The sequence below is a fragment of the Faecalibacterium sp. I4-1-79 genome, assembly GCF_023347235.1.
Taxonomy (GTDB): Bacteria; Bacillota; Clostridia; order Oscillospirales; family Ruminococcaceae; genus Faecalibacterium; species Faecalibacterium tardum.
In genome coordinates, this window is sequence record NZ_CP094467.1 from 1,443,403 (window position 1) to 1,466,184 (window position 22,782).

The 22,782-nt window shown below is 55.7% G+C and carries 25 protein-coding genes; 10 read left to right on the forward strand and 15 right to left on the reverse strand.

The window, feature by feature from the left end; genetic code table 11:
* Positions 1-9: 9 nt before the first annotated feature.
* A complete protein-coding gene (locus tag MTP36_RS07095) occupies positions 10-870 on the reverse strand; it encodes an AraC family transcriptional regulator (RefSeq protein ID WP_055185134.1) in 861 nt (286 codons plus the stop codon).
* A 200-nt stretch (positions 871-1,070) separates the two neighbouring features.
* Here MTP36_RS07095 and MTP36_RS07100 point away from each other — a divergent pair, with 200 nt between their 5' ends.
* The gene (locus MTP36_RS07100; RefSeq protein WP_249254276.1) at positions 1,071-2,363 is read left to right on the forward strand and encodes a galactokinase; all 1,293 of its coding nucleotides are present in this window, start codon (positions 1,071-1,073) and stop codon (positions 2,361-2,363) included.
* A 60-nt stretch (positions 2,364-2,423) separates the two neighbouring features.
* On the opposite strand, the gene MTP36_RS07105 is transcribed toward MTP36_RS07100, so the two are convergent.
* From MTP36_RS07105 to MTP36_RS07135, 7 genes are all read right to left on the reverse strand, one after another.
* Positions 2,424-2,786, reverse strand: a complete 363-nt coding sequence (locus MTP36_RS07105) for a hypothetical protein (protein WP_055185137.1) — start codon at positions 2,784-2,786, stop codon at positions 2,424-2,426.
* A gap of 34 nt (positions 2,787-2,820) precedes the next feature.
* On the reverse strand, positions 2,821-3,291 hold the full coding sequence (locus MTP36_RS07110) for a hypothetical protein (RefSeq protein ID WP_242852897.1): 471 nt from the start codon (positions 3,289-3,291) through the stop codon (positions 2,821-2,823).
* Between the two features lie 343 nt (positions 3,292-3,634).
* On the reverse strand, positions 3,635-5,107 hold the full coding sequence (gene malQ / locus MTP36_RS07115) for a 4-alpha-glucanotransferase (RefSeq protein ID WP_249254277.1): 1,473 nt from the start codon (positions 5,105-5,107) through the stop codon (positions 3,635-3,637).
* Between the two features lie 13 nt (positions 5,108-5,120).
* Positions 5,121-5,963 (reverse strand): carbohydrate ABC transporter permease, encoded by an 843-nt coding sequence (locus MTP36_RS07120; RefSeq protein WP_055185143.1) that lies wholly within the window; start codon positions 5,961-5,963, stop codon positions 5,121-5,123.
* Positions 5,963-6,814 carry a carbohydrate ABC transporter permease gene (locus MTP36_RS07125; protein ID WP_249254278.1) on the reverse strand — a complete coding sequence of 284 codons (852 nt, stop codon included), beginning with the start codon at positions 6,812-6,814 and terminating at the stop codon, positions 5,963-5,965. Before MTP36_RS07125 ends, MTP36_RS07120 begins: the two co-directional genes overlap by 1 nt.
* Before the next feature lie 102 nt (positions 6,815-6,916).
* A complete protein-coding gene (locus MTP36_RS07130; RefSeq protein WP_249254280.1) occupies positions 6,917-8,257 on the reverse strand; it encodes an ABC transporter substrate-binding protein in 1,341 nt (446 codons plus the stop codon).
* Positions 8,258-8,331: 74 nt separating this feature from the next.
* Entirely contained in the window at positions 8,332-9,339 is a 1,008-nt protein-coding gene (locus tag MTP36_RS07135) for a LacI family DNA-binding transcriptional regulator (RefSeq protein WP_097779705.1), read from the reverse strand.
* 315 nt (positions 9,340-9,654) lie between these two features.
* Between MTP36_RS07135 and MTP36_RS07140 the strand changes: the two genes are divergently transcribed.
* Positions 9,655-10,248 (forward strand): hypothetical protein, encoded by a 594-nt coding sequence (locus MTP36_RS07140; RefSeq protein ID WP_249254282.1) that lies wholly within the window; start codon positions 9,655-9,657, stop codon positions 10,246-10,248.
* 87 nt (positions 10,249-10,335) lie between these two features.
* Here the strand turns inward: MTP36_RS07140 and rpsR are convergent, their stop codons facing one another.
* The 3 genes from rpsR to rpsF are packed head-to-tail and all read right to left on the reverse strand — an operon-like array spanning position 10,336 to position 11,434.
* A complete protein-coding gene (rpsR, locus tag MTP36_RS07145; protein ID WP_015538096.1) occupies positions 10,336-10,593 on the reverse strand; it encodes a 30S ribosomal protein S18 in 258 nt (85 codons plus the stop codon).
* Positions 10,594-10,639: 46 nt separating this feature from the next.
* Positions 10,640-11,119 (reverse strand): single-stranded DNA-binding protein, encoded by a 480-nt coding sequence (locus tag MTP36_RS07150; RefSeq protein ID WP_055185153.1) that lies wholly within the window; start codon positions 11,117-11,119, stop codon positions 10,640-10,642.
* A gap of 30 nt (positions 11,120-11,149) precedes the next feature.
* Positions 11,150-11,434 (reverse strand): 30S ribosomal protein S6, encoded by a 285-nt coding sequence (gene rpsF / locus MTP36_RS07155; protein ID WP_005923879.1) that lies wholly within the window; start codon positions 11,432-11,434, stop codon positions 11,150-11,152.
* Between the two features lie 281 nt (positions 11,435-11,715).
* On the opposite strand from rpsF, the gene MTP36_RS07160 reads away from it, so the two are divergent.
* Positions 11,716-12,909, forward strand: a complete 1,194-nt coding sequence (locus MTP36_RS07160; RefSeq protein ID WP_097779707.1) for a cation:proton antiporter — start codon at positions 11,716-11,718, stop codon at positions 12,907-12,909.
* A 134-nt stretch (positions 12,910-13,043) separates the two neighbouring features.
* Here MTP36_RS07160 and MTP36_RS07165 read toward each other — a convergent pair whose 3' ends face one another.
* Both MTP36_RS07165 and MTP36_RS07170 read right to left on the reverse strand, forming a co-directional pair.
* On the reverse strand, positions 13,044-13,919 hold the full coding sequence (locus MTP36_RS07165; protein WP_055185157.1) for a UTP--glucose-1-phosphate uridylyltransferase: 876 nt from the start codon (positions 13,917-13,919) through the stop codon (positions 13,044-13,046).
* A gap of 78 nt (positions 13,920-13,997) precedes the next feature.
* Positions 13,998-14,987: an RING finger protein gene (locus tag MTP36_RS07170; RefSeq protein ID WP_249254283.1), complete on the reverse strand. Its 990-nt coding sequence runs from the start codon at positions 14,985-14,987 to the stop codon at positions 13,998-14,000.
* A 259-nt stretch (positions 14,988-15,246) separates the two neighbouring features.
* Between MTP36_RS07170 and prfB the strand changes: the two genes are divergently transcribed.
* From prfB to spo0A, 3 genes are all read left to right on the forward strand, one after another.
* Positions 15,247-16,368 carry a peptide chain release factor 2 gene (prfB, locus tag MTP36_RS07175; RefSeq protein ID WP_097779709.1) on the forward strand — a complete coding sequence of 374 codons (1,122 nt, stop codon included), beginning with the start codon at positions 15,247-15,249 and terminating at the stop codon, positions 16,366-16,368.
* A 116-nt stretch (positions 16,369-16,484) separates the two neighbouring features.
* Complete coding sequence (gene spoIVB, locus MTP36_RS07180; RefSeq protein ID WP_249254284.1) at positions 16,485-17,708, forward strand: SpoIVB peptidase; 1,224 nt, start codon at positions 16,485-16,487, stop codon at positions 17,706-17,708.
* A 119-nt stretch (positions 17,709-17,827) separates the two neighbouring features.
* Positions 17,828-18,586, forward strand: coding sequence for a sporulation transcription factor Spo0A (gene spo0A / locus MTP36_RS07185; RefSeq protein WP_015538099.1), 759 nt, complete (start codon positions 17,828-17,830; stop codon positions 18,584-18,586).
* Between the two features lie 130 nt (positions 18,587-18,716).
* Here spo0A and MTP36_RS07190 read toward each other — a convergent pair whose 3' ends face one another.
* Together MTP36_RS07190 and MTP36_RS07195 are read right to left on the reverse strand one after the other, a co-directional pair.
* A complete protein-coding gene (locus MTP36_RS07190; protein ID WP_097777894.1) occupies positions 18,717-18,890 on the reverse strand; it encodes a ribbon-helix-helix domain-containing protein in 174 nt (57 codons plus the stop codon).
* Positions 18,891-19,051: 161 nt separating this feature from the next.
* Positions 19,052-19,255, reverse strand: coding sequence for a ribbon-helix-helix protein, CopG family (locus MTP36_RS07195; RefSeq protein WP_154255434.1), 204 nt, complete (start codon positions 19,253-19,255; stop codon positions 19,052-19,054).
* 172 nt (positions 19,256-19,427) lie between these two features.
* Here MTP36_RS07195 and MTP36_RS07200 point away from each other — a divergent pair, with 172 nt between their 5' ends.
* The 4 genes from MTP36_RS07200 to frr all read left to right on the forward strand — a co-directional run bounded on the left by MTP36_RS07200 (position 19,428) and on the right by frr (position 22,765).
* The gene (locus MTP36_RS07200; protein WP_249254285.1) at positions 19,428-20,480 is read left to right on the forward strand and encodes an Ltp family lipoprotein; all 1,053 of its coding nucleotides are present in this window, start codon (positions 19,428-19,430) and stop codon (positions 20,478-20,480) included.
* Positions 20,481-20,587: 107 nt separating this feature from the next.
* Positions 20,588-21,307: a DNA alkylation repair protein gene (locus MTP36_RS07205; RefSeq protein ID WP_249254286.1), complete on the forward strand. Its 720-nt coding sequence runs from the start codon at positions 20,588-20,590 to the stop codon at positions 21,305-21,307.
* Between the two features lie 92 nt (positions 21,308-21,399).
* Entirely contained in the window at positions 21,400-22,110 is a 711-nt protein-coding gene (pyrH, locus tag MTP36_RS07210) for a UMP kinase (RefSeq protein WP_005923912.1), read from the forward strand.
* A 100-nt stretch (positions 22,111-22,210) separates the two neighbouring features.
* A complete protein-coding gene (frr, locus tag MTP36_RS07215; RefSeq protein WP_055185167.1) occupies positions 22,211-22,765 on the forward strand; it encodes a ribosome recycling factor in 555 nt (184 codons plus the stop codon).
* Positions 22,766-22,782 lie beyond the last annotated feature (17 nt).

Sequence of the window (22,782 nt, forward strand, 5' to 3'; positions counted from 1 at the left end):
GGGCTCAGGTTACAGTTGGGCAGGGCTTGCCGGGTCGGCGTCCTGCTGGGCGGCAAAATACTTGCTGGGCGGCACGCCCTTGGCGCGTTTGAACACCCGCGAGAAGTAGAACTGGTCAAAGAAGCCTACCGACACCGCCACCTCTGCAATGGAAAGGCTGCCGGCACGCAACAGTTTGCAGGCTTCGTTGATGCGGTACTCAGTCAGGTAGTCGATGGGGCTCTTGCCCACATTCAGCATGAACACCCGGTACAGGTGGCTGCGGGAAACCCCCACGCTCTTGGCTACGTCGTCAATGGAGATGTCGTGGGAGTAGTTGAACTGGATGTACTTGATGGCGTTCAGCACATACTGGCTGGAAGAGGAGGCCGTGTGAGGCTTGCCTGCGCTGGTCTCCCGCATCAAAGCGGCGATGAACAGGTACAGATACCCCACCATGGCAGCCTCGTCCTGCGGCTGTAGCCCACGGGAAGAGTAGATGTTGTTCAGGGCTGCCCGCATCCCGTCCGGGTCGCTGGTGTGGTGCACGGGTGCATCGTCTGTAAAGGGCAGCTGCGCGGCAAGCTTGTGGGCACAGGCACCGTTAAAGCCCACCCAGCTGTACTCCCACGGCTGCTGTTCGTCGGCGGTATAGCGGATCAGCTGGCTGGGGCGGGCGAAGAAAAGATCACCCTCGCTCACCTCCCAAGTGCGGCCGCCCACCTCAAAGATGCCCTTGCCGGATACCACCAGATGGATCAGGTAGTGGTCGCGGATGCCGGGACCCCATGTCTGACCCGGAGCGCACCGCTCCAAGCCGCAGTTGAAGATGGACAATTCAATGTTGTTGGTGTAATTCTGCTTAAAGGATTGCTTATAAACGTCTGGCATGGCAGCTTTACCTCCGTCCTGTCACATTCTGCACCCAGTATACCATAGAACGCCCTGCAAATTCAACAAAAGTACATCTTATTCTTTGCAACTGACGCCGAAATTTGGATTTTTGGGTCAAATAAATTGAAAAAAAGCCCGAAATGCATTACAATAAGCAAAAAGAGCAGAATCGTTCATTCTGGAGGGGAGGAGCTGTCATGGCCACCAGTGCACAACTCAGAAAACAGATCCTGCAGGGCAGCTGGGACGACGCACTTGCTGCACTTTATGGGGCGAACCCGGCGGTGCTGCAACGGCAGCGCGGGCGCTATGCGGCGGCGCTGGAACAGTTCGAGCTGTATTTCGGCCCCGGGCGGCAGGTGCAGGTGTACTCTGCACCGGGGCGGGCAGAGCTGGGCGGTAACCACACGGATCATCAGGGCGGCTATGGCCTTGCGGCGGCGGTCACGCTGGATCTGGTGGCGGTGGCGGCCCGCAACACGGATGGCTATGTGCGGGTCAAGTCCCGGGGCTTCAACAAACTGGATGTCATTGATCTTGCTACCGCAGAGCCGCAGGCAGGGGAGATCACCCACTCGGCCAGTCTGATCCGCGGCATTGCCGAGGGATTCCGCGCAGTGGGCAAGCAGATCGGCGGCTTTGATGCCTATACCGCCAGCGATGTGCTGCGCGGCTCCGGGCTGTCCAGTTCGGCGGCGTTCGAGATGGGCATGGCCTCCATCTGGAACGAGGAATACAGTACCGGGCTGACCCCGGCAGAGCTGGCCGGCATTTGCCAGTATGCGGAAAATACCTATTTCGGCAAGCCCAGCGGCCTGCTGGATCAGCTGACCAGTGCGGTGGGCGGTATTATCTTTGCGGATTTTGCCGATCCGCGCACCCCAAAGATTGAAAAACTCCACGCAGACGGTCTGCTGCCGGAGGGAATGTTCCTCTGCGTCACCGATACCCGGGGCAGCCACAGCGAACTGACCGGAGAGTTTGCAGCCATCCGGCAGGAGATGGAGCAGGTGGCCGCCTGCTTCGGTAAGCCGCTGCTGGGGCAGGTACAGGAGACGGCATTCTGGGCGGCACTGCCTGCCTTGCGCAGCCGCTGCGGAGACCGTGCAGTGCTGCGGGCGATCCATTATTTTGAGGAAAACGCACGCACGCTGGCGCAGCGGGATGCGCTTTATGCAAAGCGGTTTCCGGTGTTTGCGGGGCTGGTGAAGCAGAGCGGACAGGCTTCCTTTGCGCTGTGCCAGAACGTGTACTGCACAGCGGATGTGCGGCATCAGGGGCTGTCGGTGGCGCTGGCCTTGAGCCAGAGCATTCTGGAAGGCACCGAGGGCGCGTGGAGGATGCAGGGCGGCGGCTTTGCAGGCACCATCCAAGCCTATGTGCCCAGGCGGCTGCTCGGGCGGTACCATACAGCCATTGAGCGGGTGTTCGGGCAGGGCAGCTGCTATGTGCTGCGCTTGCGGGAGCAGGGCGCAGTCCGGGTGATCTGAACAAAACAAAAAGCCGTGCATAACCGGAATGCTCCGGGATGCACGGCTTATTTTTATGGCTTACTGTTGCAGCGAAAAAGGCTGGGGGAGAGAATTCTCGACCGGCTTGGCACCTCTCTGCTGAACATTATCCAGATACTGGACGGCAGTGACGGCAGTCTCGCGGGTGATGCCAAGCAGACGGCCGATCTGCTGAGAGAGCTTGATCCCGGTCTGCACACCTGCCTTGATCATGCGGAAAAGCAGCATAGGCACAAAGGTAAAGGAGAACGAGATCAGCCCGCCTTCCCAGAAGAAATCACCAAAGTGCAGATTATCAAAAAAGCTGCCGACAGCATCGCCGAATTCGCTGCCGCCAAAGGCAGCACGCTGCTCCTCGGGGGAGAGGGCTGCGTAGGAAGAGGGCAGCTGAAGCTTTTTCATAAATAAGAACACTCCTTTCCGGGTCGATGAAAGATCAGCACAGAGCTACCAGAGTAGGCAGACAATTCTGCTGCTCGGCGGCCTCCTGTTCTGCCTTCTTTTTGGCCTGAATTTCGTTGTACGTATTCTTAAAGGCGTCCACAAGATTTTTGATGGAGAGATAGATGCTGCGTGCCTGACAATAGGCATAATAACCGCCCAGACCAGCCATACCGATCGTGGCAACCTTGCTCCATGTGTTCAGCTTGCCCCAGTAGTGCCCTATGGCATCACCAACGCTCAAACCGTCGTTCAGGGCATTCTGCATACCGGAGACTGCGCCCTGGAACGCATAGCGCCCCATCAAGCCCAGCAGATTTACCGTAACATTGATGCCAAAGGCCATGACCTGCTGCGGGGTGATGTTGATGGAAAAGGCACCGCCCTCGGTGTAGGTCATCTCCTCGGCAGAGAGCACAGAGTAGCCGGCAGGCAGCTGCAGCGGGCGCTGATATGTATGATCCATGATGGAAAACTCCTTTCGTACACAGAACTCCCCAAGGGGCAGTTCATCTAGTAACTGAATTGTAGCATATCTGCACAAAAATGACAAGAGAGCGCGGGTTTGAAAACCATGATACATTTGTGAATATATTGTGACGGAATGCTGAAAAACTGACCTGAATACGCTGTAAACACGCAAAGCGCCTGCTTTTTTTACGGCGAAAAAATGTTGTAGCAAAAACGTGCTGAAAAAGAGGACAACAAAGGCATCTGCCCGTACCCGCTGTGCTGCGCAGGACGCAGCAGCGGGCAAAGCAGATGCCTTGTGTATTTTACAGGTTGCCAGACGAAAGGGGAACGGGCATTTAAAGCCTTTCCGGCACACGCTCATACAGCGTGGTCAGCTCGGCGATGTGCCCGGCCAATGTTGCGGGTAGGGGCTGCGCCAGCCGCCAGTGCCAGTTTGCGCCCTGTGTGCTGGGGGTGTTGATGCGGGCCTCGCTGCCCAGATGCAGCCAGTCTGCCAGCGGGATGATGGCAGTATCCGAAACACTGGCAAGGCATGCGCAGATCATGCCTTCGGTCAGGGTCTCCGGTGTGCAGCGCAGATACCGGCAGGCGTATGCCACATCCTCGGCGCTGGCGTTGTTGCGCCAGCCCTCAGTGGTCACGTTGTCGTGGGTGCCGGTGTACACCACGCTGTTGCGGGGGTAGGTGTGGGGCAGGTAGTTGCCCGACTCCCGGCTGTCGAAGGCGAACTGCATGATCTTCATGCCCGGGTAACCGCTCTCGGCCAGCATCGCCTTCACCTCCGGGGTCAAGTAGCCCAGATCCTCGGCGATGATATTGCCGCCGCCCAGCGCCTGCTGCATGGCGTGGATAAAGTCCCGGTCAGGGCCTTTTTCCCAGTGACCGCCCGCAGCCGTGGTGCTTCCGGCAGGGATGGAATAGTAACTCTCAAAGCCCCGGAAATGGTCGATGCGCACCACATCATAGATGGAGGTGGCGTGCTTCATGCGCTGCTTCCACCAGTCAAAGCCAGTGGCCTTGTGGGCAGGCCAGTCGTACAGCGGGTTGCCCCACAGCTGGCCGTCTGCCGCAAAGGCATCCGGCGGACAGCCGGCTACATGGGTCAGGTGCATCTGTCCATCGGTCTGGAACAACTCCGGGTGAGTCCACAGGTCGCTGGAATCCGGGCTGACGTAGATGGGGATATCACCCACCAACAGGACACCCTTGCGGTTGGCATAGGCTTTCAGTGCGTTCCACTGGGTATAGAAGAAGAATTGCACTGCCTTGTGGTAGCAGATCTGGTCAGCCAGCCGTGCTTTTGCGGCGGCAATGACCTCCGGCTCCCGGCAGCGCAGGGCGTCCGGCCAGTCGGCAAGGCCTGCCTGCCCCTGCTCTGCCTTTACGGCCATGAACAGGGCGTAGTCCTCCAGCCAGAAGCTCTGTGCTGTGCAGAAGGCTTCGTAAGCAGGGGAGGGGGCAGCCAGCAGCCGGTCGGCGGCCTTTTTCAGCAGCACCGGGCGCTGGTTGTACAGCGCACCGTAGTCAACGGTGCTCACCGGCTGCGCGGCGGGGATCTCTTCGGCGGTCAGATAGCCATCTGCCGCCAGCAGACGAAAATCAATAAAGTAGGGGTTTCCGGCAAAGGCGGAAAAGCTCTGGTAGGGGCTGTCGCCATAGCCGGTAGGGCCGATGGGCAAAATCTGCCAATAGGTCTGCTTTGCCTCGGCCAGAAAATCAACGAATGCGGTCGCTTCACTGCCCAGCGTACCGATGCCAAAAGGCCCCGGCAGACTGAACACCGGCATCAAAATGCCGCTTGCACGCATAACGTGCACCTCCTTAGCCCTTTACAGCACCGGCCACGACACCCTCGATGATGTACTTCTGGCAGGTCATGTAGAGGATAATAATGGGGATGATCGCAATGATGATGCAGGCCATCATGGGAGCCAGCTCCACGCGGCCGTAGCCGCCGCGGAAATACTGGATGGCCATGGGGATGGTGCGGTACTTCTTGATATCCAGCACCAGCGTGGGCAGCAGATAGTCGTTCCATACCCACATGGTCTCCAGAATAGCGGTGGAGATCATGGTAGGCTTCAGGATGGGGAACACGACCTTGAAGAAGATCTGGATGGGGTTGCAGCCGTCGATCATGGCGGCTTCCTCAATCTCCATGGGCACACTCTTCATAAAGCCGGTAAACATGAACACGGCCAGACCAGCGCCGAAGCCCAGATAGATGATGCAGATGTTCCAAGGGTTGTTCAGCTTCAGCCGGTCAGCGGTCTTGGACAGGGTGAACATGACCATCTGGAAGGGGACGACCATGGAGAACACGATCAGCAGGTTCATGAACTTGCTCAGCTTGTTGTTTACGCGGGTCAGGTACCAACCGGTCATGGAGCAGCACAGCAGGATCAGCACCACGCTGGTGATAGTAATCAGAAGGCTGTAACCCATGCTGGAGAGGAAGTCCATCTTGGTCACGCCGTAAACGTAGTTGCGCAGACCGGCAAAGGTTTCGGCGGTGGGCAGACGGAACACCGTAGAAGTGGTAAAGCTGCCTTCGGTCTTTAAGCTGTTCAGCAGGATCAGCACGATGGGGTAGATCCACAGCAGGCAGAGAAGCACCATTACAACAATAAGGATGACATCCCAGGTTCTTTTCCGTTTCGACATTACTGCTGCACCTCCTTAGAGCGGGTAAAGTGGAGCTGGATCAGCGAGATGACCACCACGATCAGGAAGAACACTACGGCCTTTGCCTGACCAATGCCCTTCCACTGCGCACCGGAGCGGCCGTAGAAGGTGTTGTAGATGTTCAGAGCCAGCATTTCACTTGCGTTGGCGGGCTCGCCTGCGGTCAGGGCTACGTTCTGGTCGAACAGCTTGAAGCTGTTGGTCAGGGTCAGGAAGGTGCAGATGGTCACGCTGGGCATGACCATGGGGATCTTGATCTTGAACAGGATCTCACGGTCGTTTGCACCGTCGATCTTAGCGGCCTCAATCAGGTCGCCGGGCACGCTCTGCAGGCCGGCCACATAGATGATCATCATGTAGCCGATCTGCTGCCAGCACATCAGGATGACCAGACCGACAAAACCGGCCTTGGCATCCAGTGCCAACAGGGGCCTCTGCAGGTTGGCCAGCACACCGTTGAGCAGGATCTGCCAGATGTAGCCCAGCAGGATGCCGCCGATCAGGTTGGGCATAAAGAATACGGTACGGAAGATGTTGGTGCCCTTGATGCCGCGGGTCAGCACCAGCGCAATGGCAAAGGCGCACACATTGATGAGCACGGTGCTCACCACGGTAAACACCGCCGTAAAGCCGAAAGCGTGCAGGAAGGTGGAATCCTGAAATACCGAGATGTAGTTCTGGATGCCCACAAAGGTGGTCTTGGAAACGGTAGTGAACCGCTGGAAGGACAGGTAAACGCCCCAGATAAAGGGCCAGATGAAGCCGATAATAAAGGCGACCAGAGTAGGCAGCACAAATATCGGCCAGTATTTACTAATGGCTTTTTGCATGATATACCTCCTGAGGGAGCTGTCTGATAAAAAAGAAAGGAGGCGGGCGAACTTATCGCCCGCCTCCCATTTTAATTCCTAGGGAGATCTCCGGTCAAAGACTTAGCCGTTGGCCAGCTTGTACTCCTTGGCCCAGCCATCCACAAATGCGGTGACAACGTCGTCCCACTTGCCGGTGCCTGCTGCGTATGCAGTCAGAGCGCTGCCCACGCCGTTCTTCCACTCCTCGGAAGGCATGGTGGAGAAGCACCAGTCAACACTGGTCTTGCCGTCGGCCACATACTGGTTTGCAATGGTGATCAGGGGGTTGGTGGAGTCCTTAGCCTTCTTGAAGGGGATGACGAAGCCCATCTTGTCAGCCATCGCGCTGGTGCCGGTCTCAGAGGTGACACACCAGTACAGGAAGTCCAGAGTAGCCTGAATGTCAGCCTCGGAAGAGGTGTTGTTGACACACCAGAAGTTCTCGGAACCGGTGCACAGACCCTGATTTTCCTCGCCGTCCACGCCGATGTAAATGGGCAGCATACCCAGATTGTCGTCGCCCAGATCCTTCACATCATTGTAAGCCCAGGTGCCGTTCTGGTAGAACACAGCCTTCTTGCCCACAAACTCAGCCACAGCGTCGTTGCCGGTCTTGGAAGCCAGCAGCTTGGGATCGCAGGTGGAATCGGTGATGTACAGATCCCAAATCTGCTTGTAGTTGTCCAGATAGGTACCCTTGATGGCGTCGGTGGAGCTAATGCCGTCTGCCTTGTACTCGTAGTAGATGGGCAGGTTTGCCAGATGGGTCTTGAAGCGCCAGTCAGAAGAACCGTCCATGCCAGCAGAGGTGAAAGCACCGTCCACGCCCAGCTCAGCCTTGCGGGCCTGAATGTCGTCAGCAACCTTCTTCAGGTCGGCAAAACCCTTGATGTCCTCCTGCTTGTAACCGGCAGCGGTCAGCAGTTCCTTGTTGTAGATGATGCCGTAGGTCTCGATGACGTATGCAATACTGGTAACAGCGTCGCCGTCCTTCAGTGCAAAGGAATCGCTGGTCAGCTCGCCGTACAGCTGGCTGCCGGACAGATCGTAGCAGTAATCCTTCCAGTTAGCAAGACCAACAGGGCCGTTCACCTGGAACAGGGTGGGAGCCTCGCTCTTCTCCATCTCGCTCATCAGGGTGGTCTCGTACTGGCCGGAAGCGGCGGTGACAACGGTCACAGGCACGCCGGTTTCCTTGGTGTACTCAGCGGCCAGATCCTGCCAATCCTGATCCTGCTCCGGCTTGAAGTTCAGGTAGTAGACCTTGCCGTCTGCCTTTGCAGCGGTGCTGGAAGCAGCGGTAGAACTGGCAGCAGAGGAAGCGGTGCTGCTGGAAGAGCCGCCACAGGCAGCCAGACCCAGAGCAGCGGCAGAAACGCCAGCGGCCTTCAGGAAGTTACGACGAGTGATCATCTTTTTCATAATAAGTTCTCCTTCTTATTAAAATTACAGATCAACTATATACTCTCCGTCCTTCGACGGAGGGAATACAACATTTAAATTGCCCTTACGCTTTCGCCCTGCTGCAATTCCGGCTGCAGGGTCACGGTCTGGGCAGGGGAGCCATGCTCGATCTGCCGCACCAACAGTTCGATGCTTTGCAGTGCGATCTGCTCGCTGGGCTGGACGATGGTGGTCATCACCGGTACGCAGTAGCGGGACATTGTGATGCCGTCAAAGCCGATCACCGAAACATCTTCCGGCACCCGGAACCCGGCGCTCACCAGCGCCCGGATGGCACCAAAGGCGATGACGTCGCTCATGGCGAACAGGGCGGTGAAATCCGCCCGGCGGGCCAGCAGGCTGTTCATGGCGTGGTAAGCGGACTCGAAATCGTAGTTGGACAGGCCGTACAGTTTGTCGTTGAACAGGATGCCTGCATCCTCCATGGCTTCCTGTGCGCCCTTGCGGCGCATCACACTGGGGTAGCTGGTCACCGGGCCGCCCAGAACGGCGATCTTGCGGTGTCCCTGCCGGATGAGGTAGTCCACAGCGGTATAGGCCGCTGCCCGATCATCCACACCCACCATGGAAAGGTTGGGAAAGTTCAGCTCATCTGTGACCAGCGTGGTGAGTACCGAAGGGACATTGATGCTGTCAAAGCCCCGTTGGAAGTTGGCCACGCTGCCACCCAAGAAGATGATGCCCTTGGGTTTGATCTCCCGCAGGATCTTTTCGGCGGCGTCGATCTCGTTGGCGTTCTCGTCCAGATAAGAGACGATGCCGTTGTACCCGTACAGGGTGGCGGCGCGCTGGAGCTGCACCAGAAAATCGGAAAAGAAGATGTTCCGGGTGCCTTTAACTACGAACACCAGACTGCGGGACTGCTGGATCTTCAGCTGTCGGGCGTTGGTGTTGGGCACGAACCCGGCCTCCCGCATCACTTTCAGAACATGCTCCTTGGTCTCCGGGCGAACATCCGGCCTGTCGTTGATCACACGGGAGATGGTGCTGACGGAGCAGCCGCTGATCCGTGCAATATCCTTGATGGTCAGGTTTGCCATGTCGGCGGGCCTCGCTTTCTGAAAGTGTTTCGGGAACGTTGTCGGGAACGTTCCCAGTGACATTAGTATGGCACATTCTGTATAAAAAATCAATAAGGTTAATTCAACTTTGTACAAGGTGTGCAATGCTGCCCCTCGCATTTGTGCAGTTTGATTTGCGTGCAAAGCAGCAAAACCGAAAATACCGATAATTCCCGGTACAAGTCGGAAACACCCGGGACAATCGTACCGGTTTGTAACTTTTTGCGAGGAAAACGCTTTCCGGTACGCAGCTGAATGTGCTATACTATGTGAAAAAGAGAGGGGGGAAATGTTATGATCTTATCCTTGCAGGGCTGCATGGCAGTGGGAAAGACCACGGTGGCCCGCTATCTGGAACAGCACTGCCAGCAGGTACAGGTCTGCTTTGAGGACAACGCTGCCGTCCTTGCAGAGATAAAGCGGCGTAGGCTGAATAAGAACTGTTATGCGGACTATCTGGAGATCCAACGGCTTTTTTTGCGCAATGAGCTACGCCGCGGGCAGAAAGCAAAAAAATACCCCCACGCTGTGATGGATTTCGGCGCGGAGGAGATTGAGTTCTACACCTTGAACTACCCCAAAAGCAGGGGGCTGGAGTGGGAGATCGAAGCAATTCGGCAAGCCTTAGCACCGGAGCTTGCAGCAGTGCAGGCTTGTATGCCGGAGCATATTCTGTTTCTGGACGCTTCCGAATTCGTCCTGCGTGCCCGTAAAGCGGGAGATACCACCCGTTCCCGGGAATTCTTTGCGTATTACCTGAACCATCTTCTGCCGCTGAAACGGGAATGGTTCCGGGAAAAGAAAAACGTAACATTTCTTTCTACCGATGGGCTGACAGCCCGGCAGGTGGGGGAGAAGGCAAAACAGTGGTGTGAACAGTATATCTAACGCAAACAAAAAAGCGCTCTCGCCTTGTCATCGGTGAGAGCGCTTTGCTGATTGCTGATTATTTTGATCGGGTTGGTTTTTTAAAGATTAGTCGCTGACGTAGGGCATCAGAGCAACGTGACGAGCACGCTTGATGGCGATGGTCAGTGCGCGCTGATGGTAAGCGCAGGTGCCGGTCACACGGCGGGGAATGATCTTAGCACGCTCAGAGACGTACTTACGCAGACGGGGCACGTCCTTGTAATCGATGGTGTCGATGCGATCGACACAGAAGCTGCAAACCTTCTTGCGGCCGCGACGCATGGGGCGTGCGGGGCGAGAGCCTTCGGTTCTTTCAAAAGCCATTGCTTATTACCTCCTATTGGATTTTTAACGGATAGACCGTTTCGTGTCAGAACGGCAGGTCATCGCTGTCATCAATGACGGCGAAGTCGTCTGCATTACCGGCAGAGTAGCTGGGAGCTGCCTCCACAGCAGCCGGGCGGGCAGGCGCTGCGTTCTGGTAGGACGGAGCGGCATTCTGATAGCCGTTTCCGTCACCTGCATTGCTGCTCTTGGGGCCTGCAAAGTTGATGTTGCTGGCAACCACCTCAACGGCAGTGCGGTTTGCGCCGGTCTTATCCTGATACTGACGGGACTGCAAACGGCCGTCCACAACGATCAGGGAACCTTTCTGGAAATAGCGGCAGACAAACTCGGCCTGCCGATCCCATGCAACCACATCGATCCAGTCCGCCACGCTCTGCCCATTGGCATCGCGGCGCCCGCGGTCGCAGGCAATGCGGAACGAAGCAACGTTCTTGCCGGTAGTGGTCTGACGCATTTCAGGGTCACGTGCAAGGCGACCCATGATAGCAACAACATTCAACATAGTACGGTTTCCCTTTCTGTCACAGAAGAATTACTCCTCGTGAGCAATGATCAGGCTGCGCATAACGCCTTCAGTGATCTTGTACACACGGTCCAGCTCAGCGGGGAAGCTGGGCTCGCTGGTGAAGTTGATCACGGTGTAGACGCCCTCTTCCTCGTCGTTGATGGGGTAGGCCAGACGGCGCTTGCCCCACTCGTCGATAGAATCGATCGTACCGTTAGCCTCGATCAGGGACTTGAACTTACCCACCAGAGCGGCGGAAGCCTCCTCATCGAGAGCGGCGCTGGTAATCAGCATGGTTTCGTACTTTGCCATTTTTGTAGCACCTCCTTTTGGACTTGAGGGCCCTGCGGATCTGCAAGGCCAAGGGTACACAGGCTGCGGTATCGCGGCCTGTGTGGTGTGTCTGTTCAGACAGCAATTTATTATAGCAAGCTTCTTTGCTTCTGTCAAGCTTTTTTGACAAAAAGAACGATAAAAAATGTTTTGCATTTTTTGGTAAAAAGGACTATAATGTAAACGATTTCCCTGCAATATGGCAGGGCCGGGGCTCCGGCAGTGGCAGGGAAGTGGGAAAAATAAAAGGAGGATAATCCATGTATTCGTTGTTTCGAGATCTGGCAATCATCATCTTAAGCGCGAAATTCTTCGGACTGGTGGCGCGTAAGTGCAAGGCTCCGCAGGTGGTGGGTGAGATCATCGCCGGCCTGCTCATCGGCCCCTGCGTGCTGAATCTGGTGCAGATCAGCGATTCCATCTCCGTCTTTGCAGAGATCGGCGTTGTGATGCTCATGTTCACCACCGGCCTCGGCACCAACCTGAAAGAGCTGATCAAGGCAGGCCCTATCGCCACCCTGATCGCTACCGTTGGCGTGGCTGTGCCTCTGGTGGGCGGCACCTTATTATATGGTGCGTTCTACGGCTTTGCCGCAGTTGGCAGCCCGGAGTTCTACCGGGCACTGTTCATCGGCACCATTATGACCGCTACCAGTGTGTCCATCACGGTGGCTACCTTGCAGGAGCTTGGGCACCTGAAGAGTTTTCTGGGCACTACCATCGTCAGCGCCGCTGTCATTGATGATGTCATCGGCATCGTGGTGCTCACCTGTGTTCTGGGCGCCAGCAGCGGCACCGGTACGGGTCTGGGCAAGGTGCTGTTCAACACCCTGCTGTTCTTTGCCACCGCACTGGGCGTTGGCCTTGTGGTGCACTACGCCATGAAGTGGCTGGACCAGCGCAACCCCCATACCCAGCGTATCACTATTGTAAGTATGGCGTTCTGCTTTGCCATGGCCTACATTGCTGAGGAATACTTCGGCATCGCCGATATCACCGGTGCTTACATTGCAGGCATCGTGCTGTGCACCATGGATGACGCACCCTATGTGGAGCGCCGAGTGGATATCAGCAACTACGTTATCTTTGCGCCGATCTTCTTTGCCTCCATCGGCCTTAAGACCGATATCAGCGGCCTGACCCCGGAGATTTTACTCTTCTGCGTCTGCTTCGTGGTGGTGGCACTGATCACCAAGATCATCGGCTGCGGTCTGGCTGCAAAGATCTGCCGCTTCAACTGGGACGATTCCCTGAAGGTCGGCGTCGGTATGATGACCCGCGGCGAGGTGGCACTGATCGTGGCACAGAAGGGCTTGGCCATCGGCGTGGTAGACCCGGTCTACTTCACTGCTGTGATCCTGCTGATCGTGGTGTCCAGCGTGGCTACCCCGCTGGCACTCAAGGCCATGTTCACCAAGCGCCCGCCCGTGCCGCATCCCAGTCAGGCAAAATAAATCGGGTTTGTATTTGGGATTCCGAAACGCCTGCAGGCATTTCGGAACCCCTTTTTATCTGAATATAGGCAAAAACGGGGCTGTTGCACATTGTTTCGTGCAACAGCCCCGTTTTTATTATTTACGCAGCGTCTTTACAGCGTTTTGCAGAACTCCTTCAGGTAGGCGCGGAACTCCTCGCCGATCTCAGGGTGCTGCAGTGCCAGCTCCACCTGTGCCTCCACGACCTTGAGCTTGTTGCCCATATCGTAGTGCTTGCCGGTAAACTCCACAGCGGTCATGCCGCCGCGGGTGCGGGCGTACTCTGCCATGGCATCGGTCAGCTGAATCTCGCCGCCGGCACCGGGCTTGGTGTGGGCAAGGATCTCGTAGATCTCCGGGGTCAGCAATACACGGCCCAGAATGGAATAGTTGCTGAACTCCTGCCCCTTCTTGGGCTTCTCGATCATATCATCCACAAAGAAGTAGTTGTCGTGGATAGGAGTGGTCTTTAAGCTGCAGTAGCGGCTCACATCCTCCCAAGGCACAGCGGATACACCGGCGACCGGACGGCCGAACTCCTCGTAGGCACGGATCAGCTGGGCACAGACCGGATCCTCGCCCCAGATCACGTCGTCGCCGTAGATGACCACAAAGGGATCATCGCCGGTAAAGGCCTTGGCGGTGTTGACTGCGTGGCCCAGACCCAGCGTCTCCTTCTGGCGCACGAACAGGATATTGGCCAGATTGGCAATGCCCAAGCACTCTTCCAGCATCTTTTCCTTGCCGGGCTTTGCCAGCTTTTCCTCCAGCTCGGGGCTGCGGTCAAAGTGATCCTCGATAATGCTCTGGTTGCGGCCCAGAATGATCAAAATATCGGTAATGCCGGAGCGAACGGCCTCTTCCACCAAATACTGGATGGCGGGCTTGTCCACGAGGGGCAGCATACCCTTGGGCATTGCCTTGGTAGCGGGCAGTACGCGGGTGCCAAGACCCGCAGCCGGAATAACGGCTTTGGTGACTTTTTTCATAATGATTCTCCCATGTCCTCATTTTATGCACGGCGAACCGCGCTTTTCAGCAGGATCCCCATCCTGCGTGAAACAGAATTAAATAAAGGTGCCTACCAATGCATTCAGGTCCGGCCCCAGCAGCATGGAACAAAGGCTGCCAACGAGCATCAGCAGGATGAACGCACCGATGCAGGCCGCAATGCTGACGCCGCCCTGCGCGTTCAGCACGGCGCGGCGCTGTTCCGGGTCCGGGAACTCGGCACGGATGCGGCGGATGCGTGCAGCTGCGCTGCGGCGGTAAAGCCACTTGCCATATAGTCCCCGTACCAGCATCAGCACAAAGCTGAGAAGGGACATGATGCGGCTCAGCACCACCAGTGCGGAAGCACTGATTCCAGCGGTCAAGGGACTGCCGGTGGTCTGCATCATACTGATTAAAGTAGGGACGAACAGCAGCAGCTCTGCGGCCAGAAAGCCGAAGGCCGGCTTCCACGCTTTGCGGTAGAAAAAGTAGAAGGGACCGAACAGCAGCGCCGAAAAGCTCATGGAGATCTTGGAGTGGCGCAGCTGCATCTGGCTGTAATCGTTCAGGTAGACCGGCGCAGCTGTGCCGATAAAATCCACCCAGTCCTGATAGGGTACACCATCGATCAGTTCATCCTTGCCAAAAGCGGCGCGCACGTTGCGGTGCACCGGGTCAACGACCTTTTCCGTAAAGTTCCGGTACATTTCGTCCCGGTACATCCCGCTGTAATCGAAATCCCGGTTCTGCTCGGCGCTGGCGGCAGCGCGGTCGTTGGGCTGTTCTGCACTCTCCGGGGGCAGGGCAGCGCCGCAGCAGCGGCAGACGCTTTCGCTGCGCAGGGTGCGCTCCCCACAGGCGGGGCAGGTGCGCAGCTGTGCATCCTGATAAGGGAACTTCCACTCGTAGCCTGCGCCATGGGCAGGGGCGTGGATGCACAGACCCATCTTCTCATAACAGGTGCGGTGATAGGGTGCACCGCAGTCCGGGCAGACCACGATGTCGTCCTGAAGGGTCAGCGGCTTGCCGCAGCCCTCACAGGGACAGCCATAATATTTCGGCATGATATCCTCCTGTGAAATCGATCATACTGGTATTATACTCCCCCGGGAATGAAAAGAAAAGGTGAAAATCTTCAAAATTCCGGCAAGATAGTATTTTTCCTCTTTACTTTATCACAGATTCTCGGTATACTAATGAAGTATCTGTGTATAAACTGTGTCTTTTGGCAGGGTAGAAAATACGCGCTGTGCGTGCGTTTTGCACCCTGCCGGGGACGTTATCTGTTATGATGGAAACCCTTGAACGAGAGGAACGTAGAGAATGATCACGATTGATGAACTGAAAGTGCAGCTGGCCGAGCACGCCAAGGCCGTTAAGGACCTGGAAGAAGCACTGGCCATTGAAGCAAGCCGCAAGCGCGTGCAGGAGCTGGAGCACACCATGTCCCGCCCCGGCTTTTATGATGATGCAGAACTGAGCAAGAAGGTCTTTGACGAGATCGGCGACCTGAAGGGCAAGCTGAACCGTTTTGAAAAGCTGCAGGGCCTGTACGATGACGCCGAGACCATGCTGGAAATGCTGGACGAGGAGTACGACCCCGCCATGATCCCCGAGGCCGAGGAGGCTGTGAACACCGTGGGCAAGGCTGTGGAGGAACTGCAGCTGATGACCATGCTGAACGGCGAGTACGACCACAGCAACGCCATCCTTACCTTCCACGCAGGCACCGGCGGCACCGAGGCGCAGGACTGGGCCGAGATGCTGTATCGTATGTATAATAAGTGGGCACAGGCACACGGCATGACCGTGGAGGTGCTGGATTATCAGGACGGCGACGAAGCCGGTCTGAAGAGCGCTTCCATGATGGTCAAGGGTGCCAACGCCTACGGCCTGCTCAAGAGTGAGAACGGCGTGCACCGTCTGGTGCGTGTCTCTCCCTTTGACGCCAACGCCCGCCGCCAGACCAGCTTTGCCTCTCTGGAGGTTATGCCCGAGCTGGACAACACCATTCAGGTGGACATCCGCCCCGAGGATATCGAGATGCAGGTGTACCGCTCCTCCGGCGCCGGCGGCCAGCACATCAATAAGACCTCTTCTGCTGTCCGTCTGATCCACAAGCCCACCGGCGTCGTGGTCAGCTGCCAGACCCAGCGCAGCCAGTTCCAGAACCGTGACTACGCCATGGAAATGCTGAAGGCCAAGCTCTACCAGATCGCCAAACAGCAGCACATGGATAAGATCGATGACATCAAGGGCGTGCAGAACGAGATCGCATGGGGTCACCAGATCCGCAGCTATGTGTTCATGCCCTACACCATGGTCAAGGATCACCGCACCAACTACGAGACCGGCAACGTGGATGCCGTGATGGATGGCGATATCGATGAGTTCATCTTCGCCTACCTCAAAGCCGCCAGCCGCGGCGAGCTGCAGGACGCATAAGCGCCTGTCTCTGTAAAATCATAACCGCACCTGTGTCCATTTTTGGATGCGGGTGCGGTTTTTTCGTCCTTTTCGGCGCATAATAGATCTGAAAAATGCGCAGGGGAGGCCGTAAAATGTCTAAGCACAGCATCGTCCGGTGGGGGAAGATCATGGGTGCCTATCTGCTGGTGGCCGCCGTGGCGGCGCTGGGCTGGCTGTGGTGCGCCCTGCCGGAGCAGGTCTATCTGGAGCCGGAGCAGCCCCTTGCGCTGCCCCGCTTTGGCTGGGTGGAACCGCTGCGCGGACACGGCAGCCGTAATGTAGCCAGCACCCGGGCAGCGGGCAGCTATCAGACCACGCTGGCGCTGGGTGGCTGGCTGCCGGTCAAGACCATCCGCGCCACCGTGATGCAGCGCCCCACGGTCACGGTATGCGGTACGCCCTTTGGGGTAAAAATGTTCTCAGAGGGAGCGCTTGTGGTGGGATTTTCCGAGGTACACACTGCCGCCGGTACGGTGAACCCCGCAAAGCAGGCGGGGCTGCGGCTGGGCGACCGGGTGATCCGCATGGGAAACATCGTCACCGAGACCAACGAGCAGGTTCATGCCGCGCTGGAAGCCGCTGCCGGTGCGGCGGTGGAGGTGGTCTACGTCCGCAAAGGAGAGCAACGGCAGACCACCCTTTTGCCGGTGTGGGATACCCAGAACGCCCAGTGGCGGGCAGGGATGTGGGTGCGGGACTCTTCTGCCGGGGTGGGTACTCTGACCTTTGTGGACGCGCAAGCCGGGGTATTTGCCGGGCTGGGACACCCTATCAGCGACAGTGACACCGGCGAGCGGGTTGCCCTGCGCAGTGGCGAGATCGTGACTTGCCAGATCGTGGGCTGCACCGGCGGCACCGCCGGAAGCCCCGGGGAGCTGAAGGGCAAATTTATCAGCGACCATGCCCTTGGCAGAATTTGTATCAACGGCGAAAACGGCGTCTACGGCACGGTAAGCACCGCCATTGCCGGGCAGCAGACAGAGCTTGCCTTTGCGCAGGAGGTGCTGCCCGGTGCGGCAGAGATCCTGACTACTACCAGCGGCGAAACGCCCCGCAGCTACCGTGTCTATATAGAAAAGGTGAACGACGCCGACCCGCACCGCAACATGGTGCTGCGCGTCACCGACCCGGCACTGCTGGCGCAGACCGGCGGCATCGTGCAGGGGATGAGCGGCAGCCCTATCCTGCAAAACGGACGGCTGGTGGGTGCAGTGACCCATGTGCTGGTCAATGACCCGACACGAGGCTACGGTATTTTTGCACAAACCATGCTGGAACAGGCACATTCCGTGCCCGGAACGGACGCAGCAGCATAAAAAAGTATGACATTCGAGCAGAATTTCCATAATTTCCCAAAATAAACCGTTGAACTATCTGGAAAATTATGGTAAAATCCATGGTGTTAAGGGAACTGCACACATTGGAGGAAACAACCATGGATAAAGTGAGATTCTTGATGTCGGATACCGGTGCTCAGATCACAGAAGCCTGTCGTGAGGCGCTGGAGCAAAAGGGCGTGGAAGTGACCGTTGTGGAAAAGGATGGAAATAAAGTTTTGCAGAAGATGCTGGCCGTTCGCCCGCAGGTAGTGCTGCTGGATGCCTTTATGCCCGGGCTGGATGCGTTGGCGGTCAAGCAGCGCTACAACGCCGCAGGGGAGCGCCACACCTCGTTTTTTGTTACCGGCGCGTTCCAGAGCGAGGAAATGGTACAGGAGCTGCTTGACGAAGGCTTTGCCTACTATTTCGTCAAGCCCTTTGACGAAAGCGTGCTTGCAGCCCGGGTGCTCAAGGCGGCAAGTGGACAGGAAAAGCACCTGCTTCATACCAGCGTGGACAGTGACGAGTTGACCGTCACCGAAATACTGCACCAAATTGGCGTGCCCGCCCATATCAAGGGCTACCAGTTCCTGCGGGATGCCATTTTGCTCACCATGAACGAGCCGGAGTATATCAACGCCGTGACCAAGCGCCTGTACCCGGAAATCGCCAAAAAGAACGGCACTACCGCCAGCCGGGTGGAGCGGGCCATTCGCCACGCCATCGAGGTGGCATGGGATAGGGGAGACGTGGATACCCTCAACAGCTACTTCGGCTATACCATCCATAACCTGCGCGGTAAGCCCACCAACTCGGAATTCATCGCAATGATAGCTGATAAGATGCGGCTGGATAAGCGGCAGAGGGTGGGGTAACATCTGCAAATTGAAAATACGGCTGATTTGAGCACTGCTTTTGAAAAGCGTGATAAAAACTAAATTAACAGAAGAGCCGCAGTCGGGGATTTTCTTCCCGGCTGCGGCTCTTTTGATATGAATAAACGTATTACGGCTCGATTTTGATTTTATCTTTGGCGTATTCCAACGCAAGGCCAATAAGCTCGTTTCGAGAACGGTTTGTTTTCTGCGCCAAATCGTCGTAAAAGTCAACAATGGATTTGTCTACCCGAATCGTGAACATAACAGGTTCTGTGCGCTTTGTTATCTTGAGTTCGTCCATAATTATCACCCTGTTTCTATTATGATGCACAGAATGATAGAAAGAAATGTTATAATTATGTTTACAATTAAACATAAAATGATATAATGAAGGTGGAAGATAGCAAAAGCCGCAGATAGGAATTTCTTCCCTACTGCGGCTCTCTTTTTGGAATGTGTCTATCAATCATCCTTGATTTCAAGGTTTTCCAGCCCAAACTCAACGCACAACTGAATCAGTTCGTTGCGGCTGTGCCCGGTTTGCGTGGTGATTGCATCCAAACGCTTGATGGTATCTTCTGACAGGCGCACGGAAACAACGGCAGTTTTACCCAATGCAGCCCGGCGGGGACGAATTATAAGCTTTTTGTTCAAGTTGTTATCCATAGCGCACCTCTTTTTACTACAAGTGTAGCCAAAAGACGGCTGATTTTGTAGCCTACAATTATAATAATTGAACTATAAGTGTATACATTTGTAGCATTTAGATGTATAATTGACAAAAGGAGGGCAGACAAAACCGAACAAACGTCATTTACCAGTTAGGAGGAAAATCGGAATGAGGCGTAAAATAGCCGGGACAGTTGGCTCAGTGTTGCTTTGTGTTTTGTTGCTTGCTGGATGCAGCGACGGCGCAAGTACAGCAGATAGCACAGCAGTCAATTCAGTAAGCCAAAGTTCACAACAGGAAACCGTAGATACCACAGCAACGTCAGAAGCAATATCTAAGGAAGAACAAGAGCGCAAGGCGGCGCTTGAGGAGTCGGAACGAAAGTTCAAGTCAGCTGAGAACTATCAAGAAGGCGGCGAATATTTCAAAGCCTATTCGCTGTACCAAAAAGTGATAGAAGATGATTCTAACTATACAGAAGCACAGAAACGCGCAACCGAAATGTTAGACTTGTATTGGAAACAGCAAGATGCTTTAGTGGAGCAGGGGGAATATCAGACCGCTATTGAAAATACAGCTAGTGCAATGAGTTTCATGGGGCTGACTTCTCCATTGGATAGCGGTATCGAATTAGAAAAGACAATCTTACAAGTTGCTGAAAAGCTTGCCCAAAGCTGCGGCTTCTCAAACCCGAAAGCAACTATGAAAATTTTTCCAATAACGGGAAGTACGCCTATTTTTTATATCAATATCGAGTGTGACAATATAAACGGAAAAGCACTTAGTTCTTTAGCAAATGATACAATCATAAAAAAATACGATGAATTGTCCGACAAAATGAATGAATCAATCTTTAAGGCCAGCATGGGATTCAATTCTATTCTTTTGGGAGACATTCATAGCAATGGAAAATGGTACAGCGTTTTTAACGAAAAGCTAACTGTCAGTACCGATGAGGAACGGGACAATCCCTCAACATCTAGCACCTCAAATAATGGATATTCTACGGGTGGCCCCGGTGTAGGTAAAAAGCCAAGCAAGAGCAATAGTTCTACATCGAGTAACACGAATAATATAACACAAGAGCATAGAAATGCACTTTCAAAGGCAGAATGGTACTATCATAATCTGGATTTGTCTAAATCACAAGTTCGCGAACAGCTTGAATTTGAAGGCTATGAAAAAGACGCGATAGACTACGCTATGAAGAATCTAACCTAAGAACCAGCCCCAGCAAAAGACCGCAGACGGAACAAAAGCCGTTTGCGGTCTTTCTCTTTGCATTTTCCCTCCTATCTGGTATAATGATGCAGAAGGGAAGTGACAAAATGCCGGAAGTGGATGTGATCCGTGCGCAGCTGTTTGCGCTGCAGGATAAGGAATATCAGATCTTTAACAGCCGCCTGATGCCTACATTGCCACCGGAAACGGTGATCGGGGTGCGAGTGCCGCTGCTGCGCAAGCTGGCAAAACAGCTGGCAAATACCCCGGAAGCGGAGGTGTTTCTGCAAGAACTGCCGCATTTTTATTATGAAGAAAACGCTCTCCACGCCTTTCTGCTGGAGCATGTCCGGGATTACGGCACAGCGCTGGCGGCAACTGAGCGCTTTTTGCCCTATGTGGATAACTGGGCAGTCTGCGATAGCTTCAGCCCCAAGGTGTTTGCGCAGCATAAGCCGGAACTGCTGGCCGCTATCCGGCGCTGGCTGGGCTCTGACCAAGTGTATACCGTGCGCTACGGGATCGGGATGCTTATGCGGTATTATCTGGATGATGCCTTCAGCCCGGAATATCTGGCTTGGGTGGCGGCGGTGCACAGCGAGGAATACTATGTCAATATGATGCGGGCATGGTATTTTGCCACTGCACTGGCGAAGCAGCCCGCAGCGGCACTGCCGTGGCTGACCGAAAAGCGGCTGGACGTGTGGACGCACAACAAGACCATTCAGAAAGCGGTGGAAAGCTACCGCATCACCCCGGAGCAAAAGCAGGCTTTGCGGGCGCTGCGCATTCGTTCACAAAAGCTTTGCGAAGAACGACGCGTTTGACTGTTTACAATGTGGCGAATTTATTGTAAAATAGAGTATAGTAAAAATGCCGGGTCTGTCCGGCGAAAGATAAAACAGGTGGTGTTTGGATTATGGCATTGAAATATAAGCGTATCCTTTTGAAGATCAGCGGCGAGGCGCTGGGCGGCGAAAAGGGCATGGGCTTTGACGAGCCCACCATGGACGCTATTTGCGGCGGCGTGAAGAAGGCCCACGAGCTTGGCGTGCAGATCGGCATCGTTGTGGGCGGCGGCAACTTCTGGCGCGGCCGCTCCAGTGGTAAGATGGAGCGCACGCTGGCCGATAAGATCGGTATGCTGGCTACGGTGATGAACGCACTGGCCGTTTCTGATAAGCTGGAGCAGCTGGGTGTGCCTACCGAGGTGTTCACCTCGATCACCATGCCGCAGGTGGCGCCTGCCTTTACCCGCAAGGACGCGTTGCGCGCCATGGATGAGGGCAAAATCGCTGTGTTCGGCGGCGGCACCGGCAATCCCTTCTTCTCTACCGATACGGCTACCGCCTTGCGCGCCGTGGAGGTGAGCGCCGATGTGATGTTCAAGGCAACCATGGTGGACGGCGTTTACGATAAGGACCCCCACAAGTACCCGGACGCCAAAAAGTACGATACCCTTACCTTTACCAAGGTGCTGGAGGATCAGCTGGCTGTTATGGACGGTACCGCAGCTACCCTGTGCCGCGACAACAAGCTGCCCATTCTGGTGTTTGATCTGGCCGACCCGGACAACATCGCACGGGCTGTGCAGGGCGAGAACGTGGGCACGCTGGTCTACGAGGGCTAAGCATAGCGCCCCGGTGCAACTGCATACGATTGGATAGAGCAGCAGCGCAGTGCGCTGCCTGCATGGATCAATAGAATAAAGAAACAGGAGAACAACGACAATGAGCAGCAACACCAAGGTTTTCGAAGATAAGATGAAGAGCTCTGTGGAGCACCTGAGCCGAGAGCTGGCCGCGGTGCGCGCAGGCCGCGCAAACCCCGCCGTGCTGGATAAGGTGGTCGTGGATTACTACGGTGCTCCCACCCCCATCCAGCAGTTGGCCGCTGTGGCAGTCTCTGAGGCACGCACCCTCACCATCACCCCTTGGGACCGCACCTTGCTGCGTCCCATCAGCAAGGCAATCATGGCCAGCGATGTGGGCATTACCCCCATTGATGACGGCGTTACCATCCGCCTGAACTTCCCCGCACCCAACGAGGAGCGCCGCAAGCAGCTGGCTAAGGAAGTCTCCAAGCTGGGCGAGGACGCCAAGGTTGCCGTGCGTAACGTGCGCCGCGATGCCATGGATAAGGCCAAGGCTATGAAGAAGGCCGGCGAACTGACCGAGGACACCCAAAAGACCATGGAAGAGGATGTCCAGAAGCTGACCGATAAGTATATCAAGAACATTGATGCTGCCGTGGAAGAAAAGCAGAAGGAGATCATGGCCGTCTGATCCGCAGCACACAATAA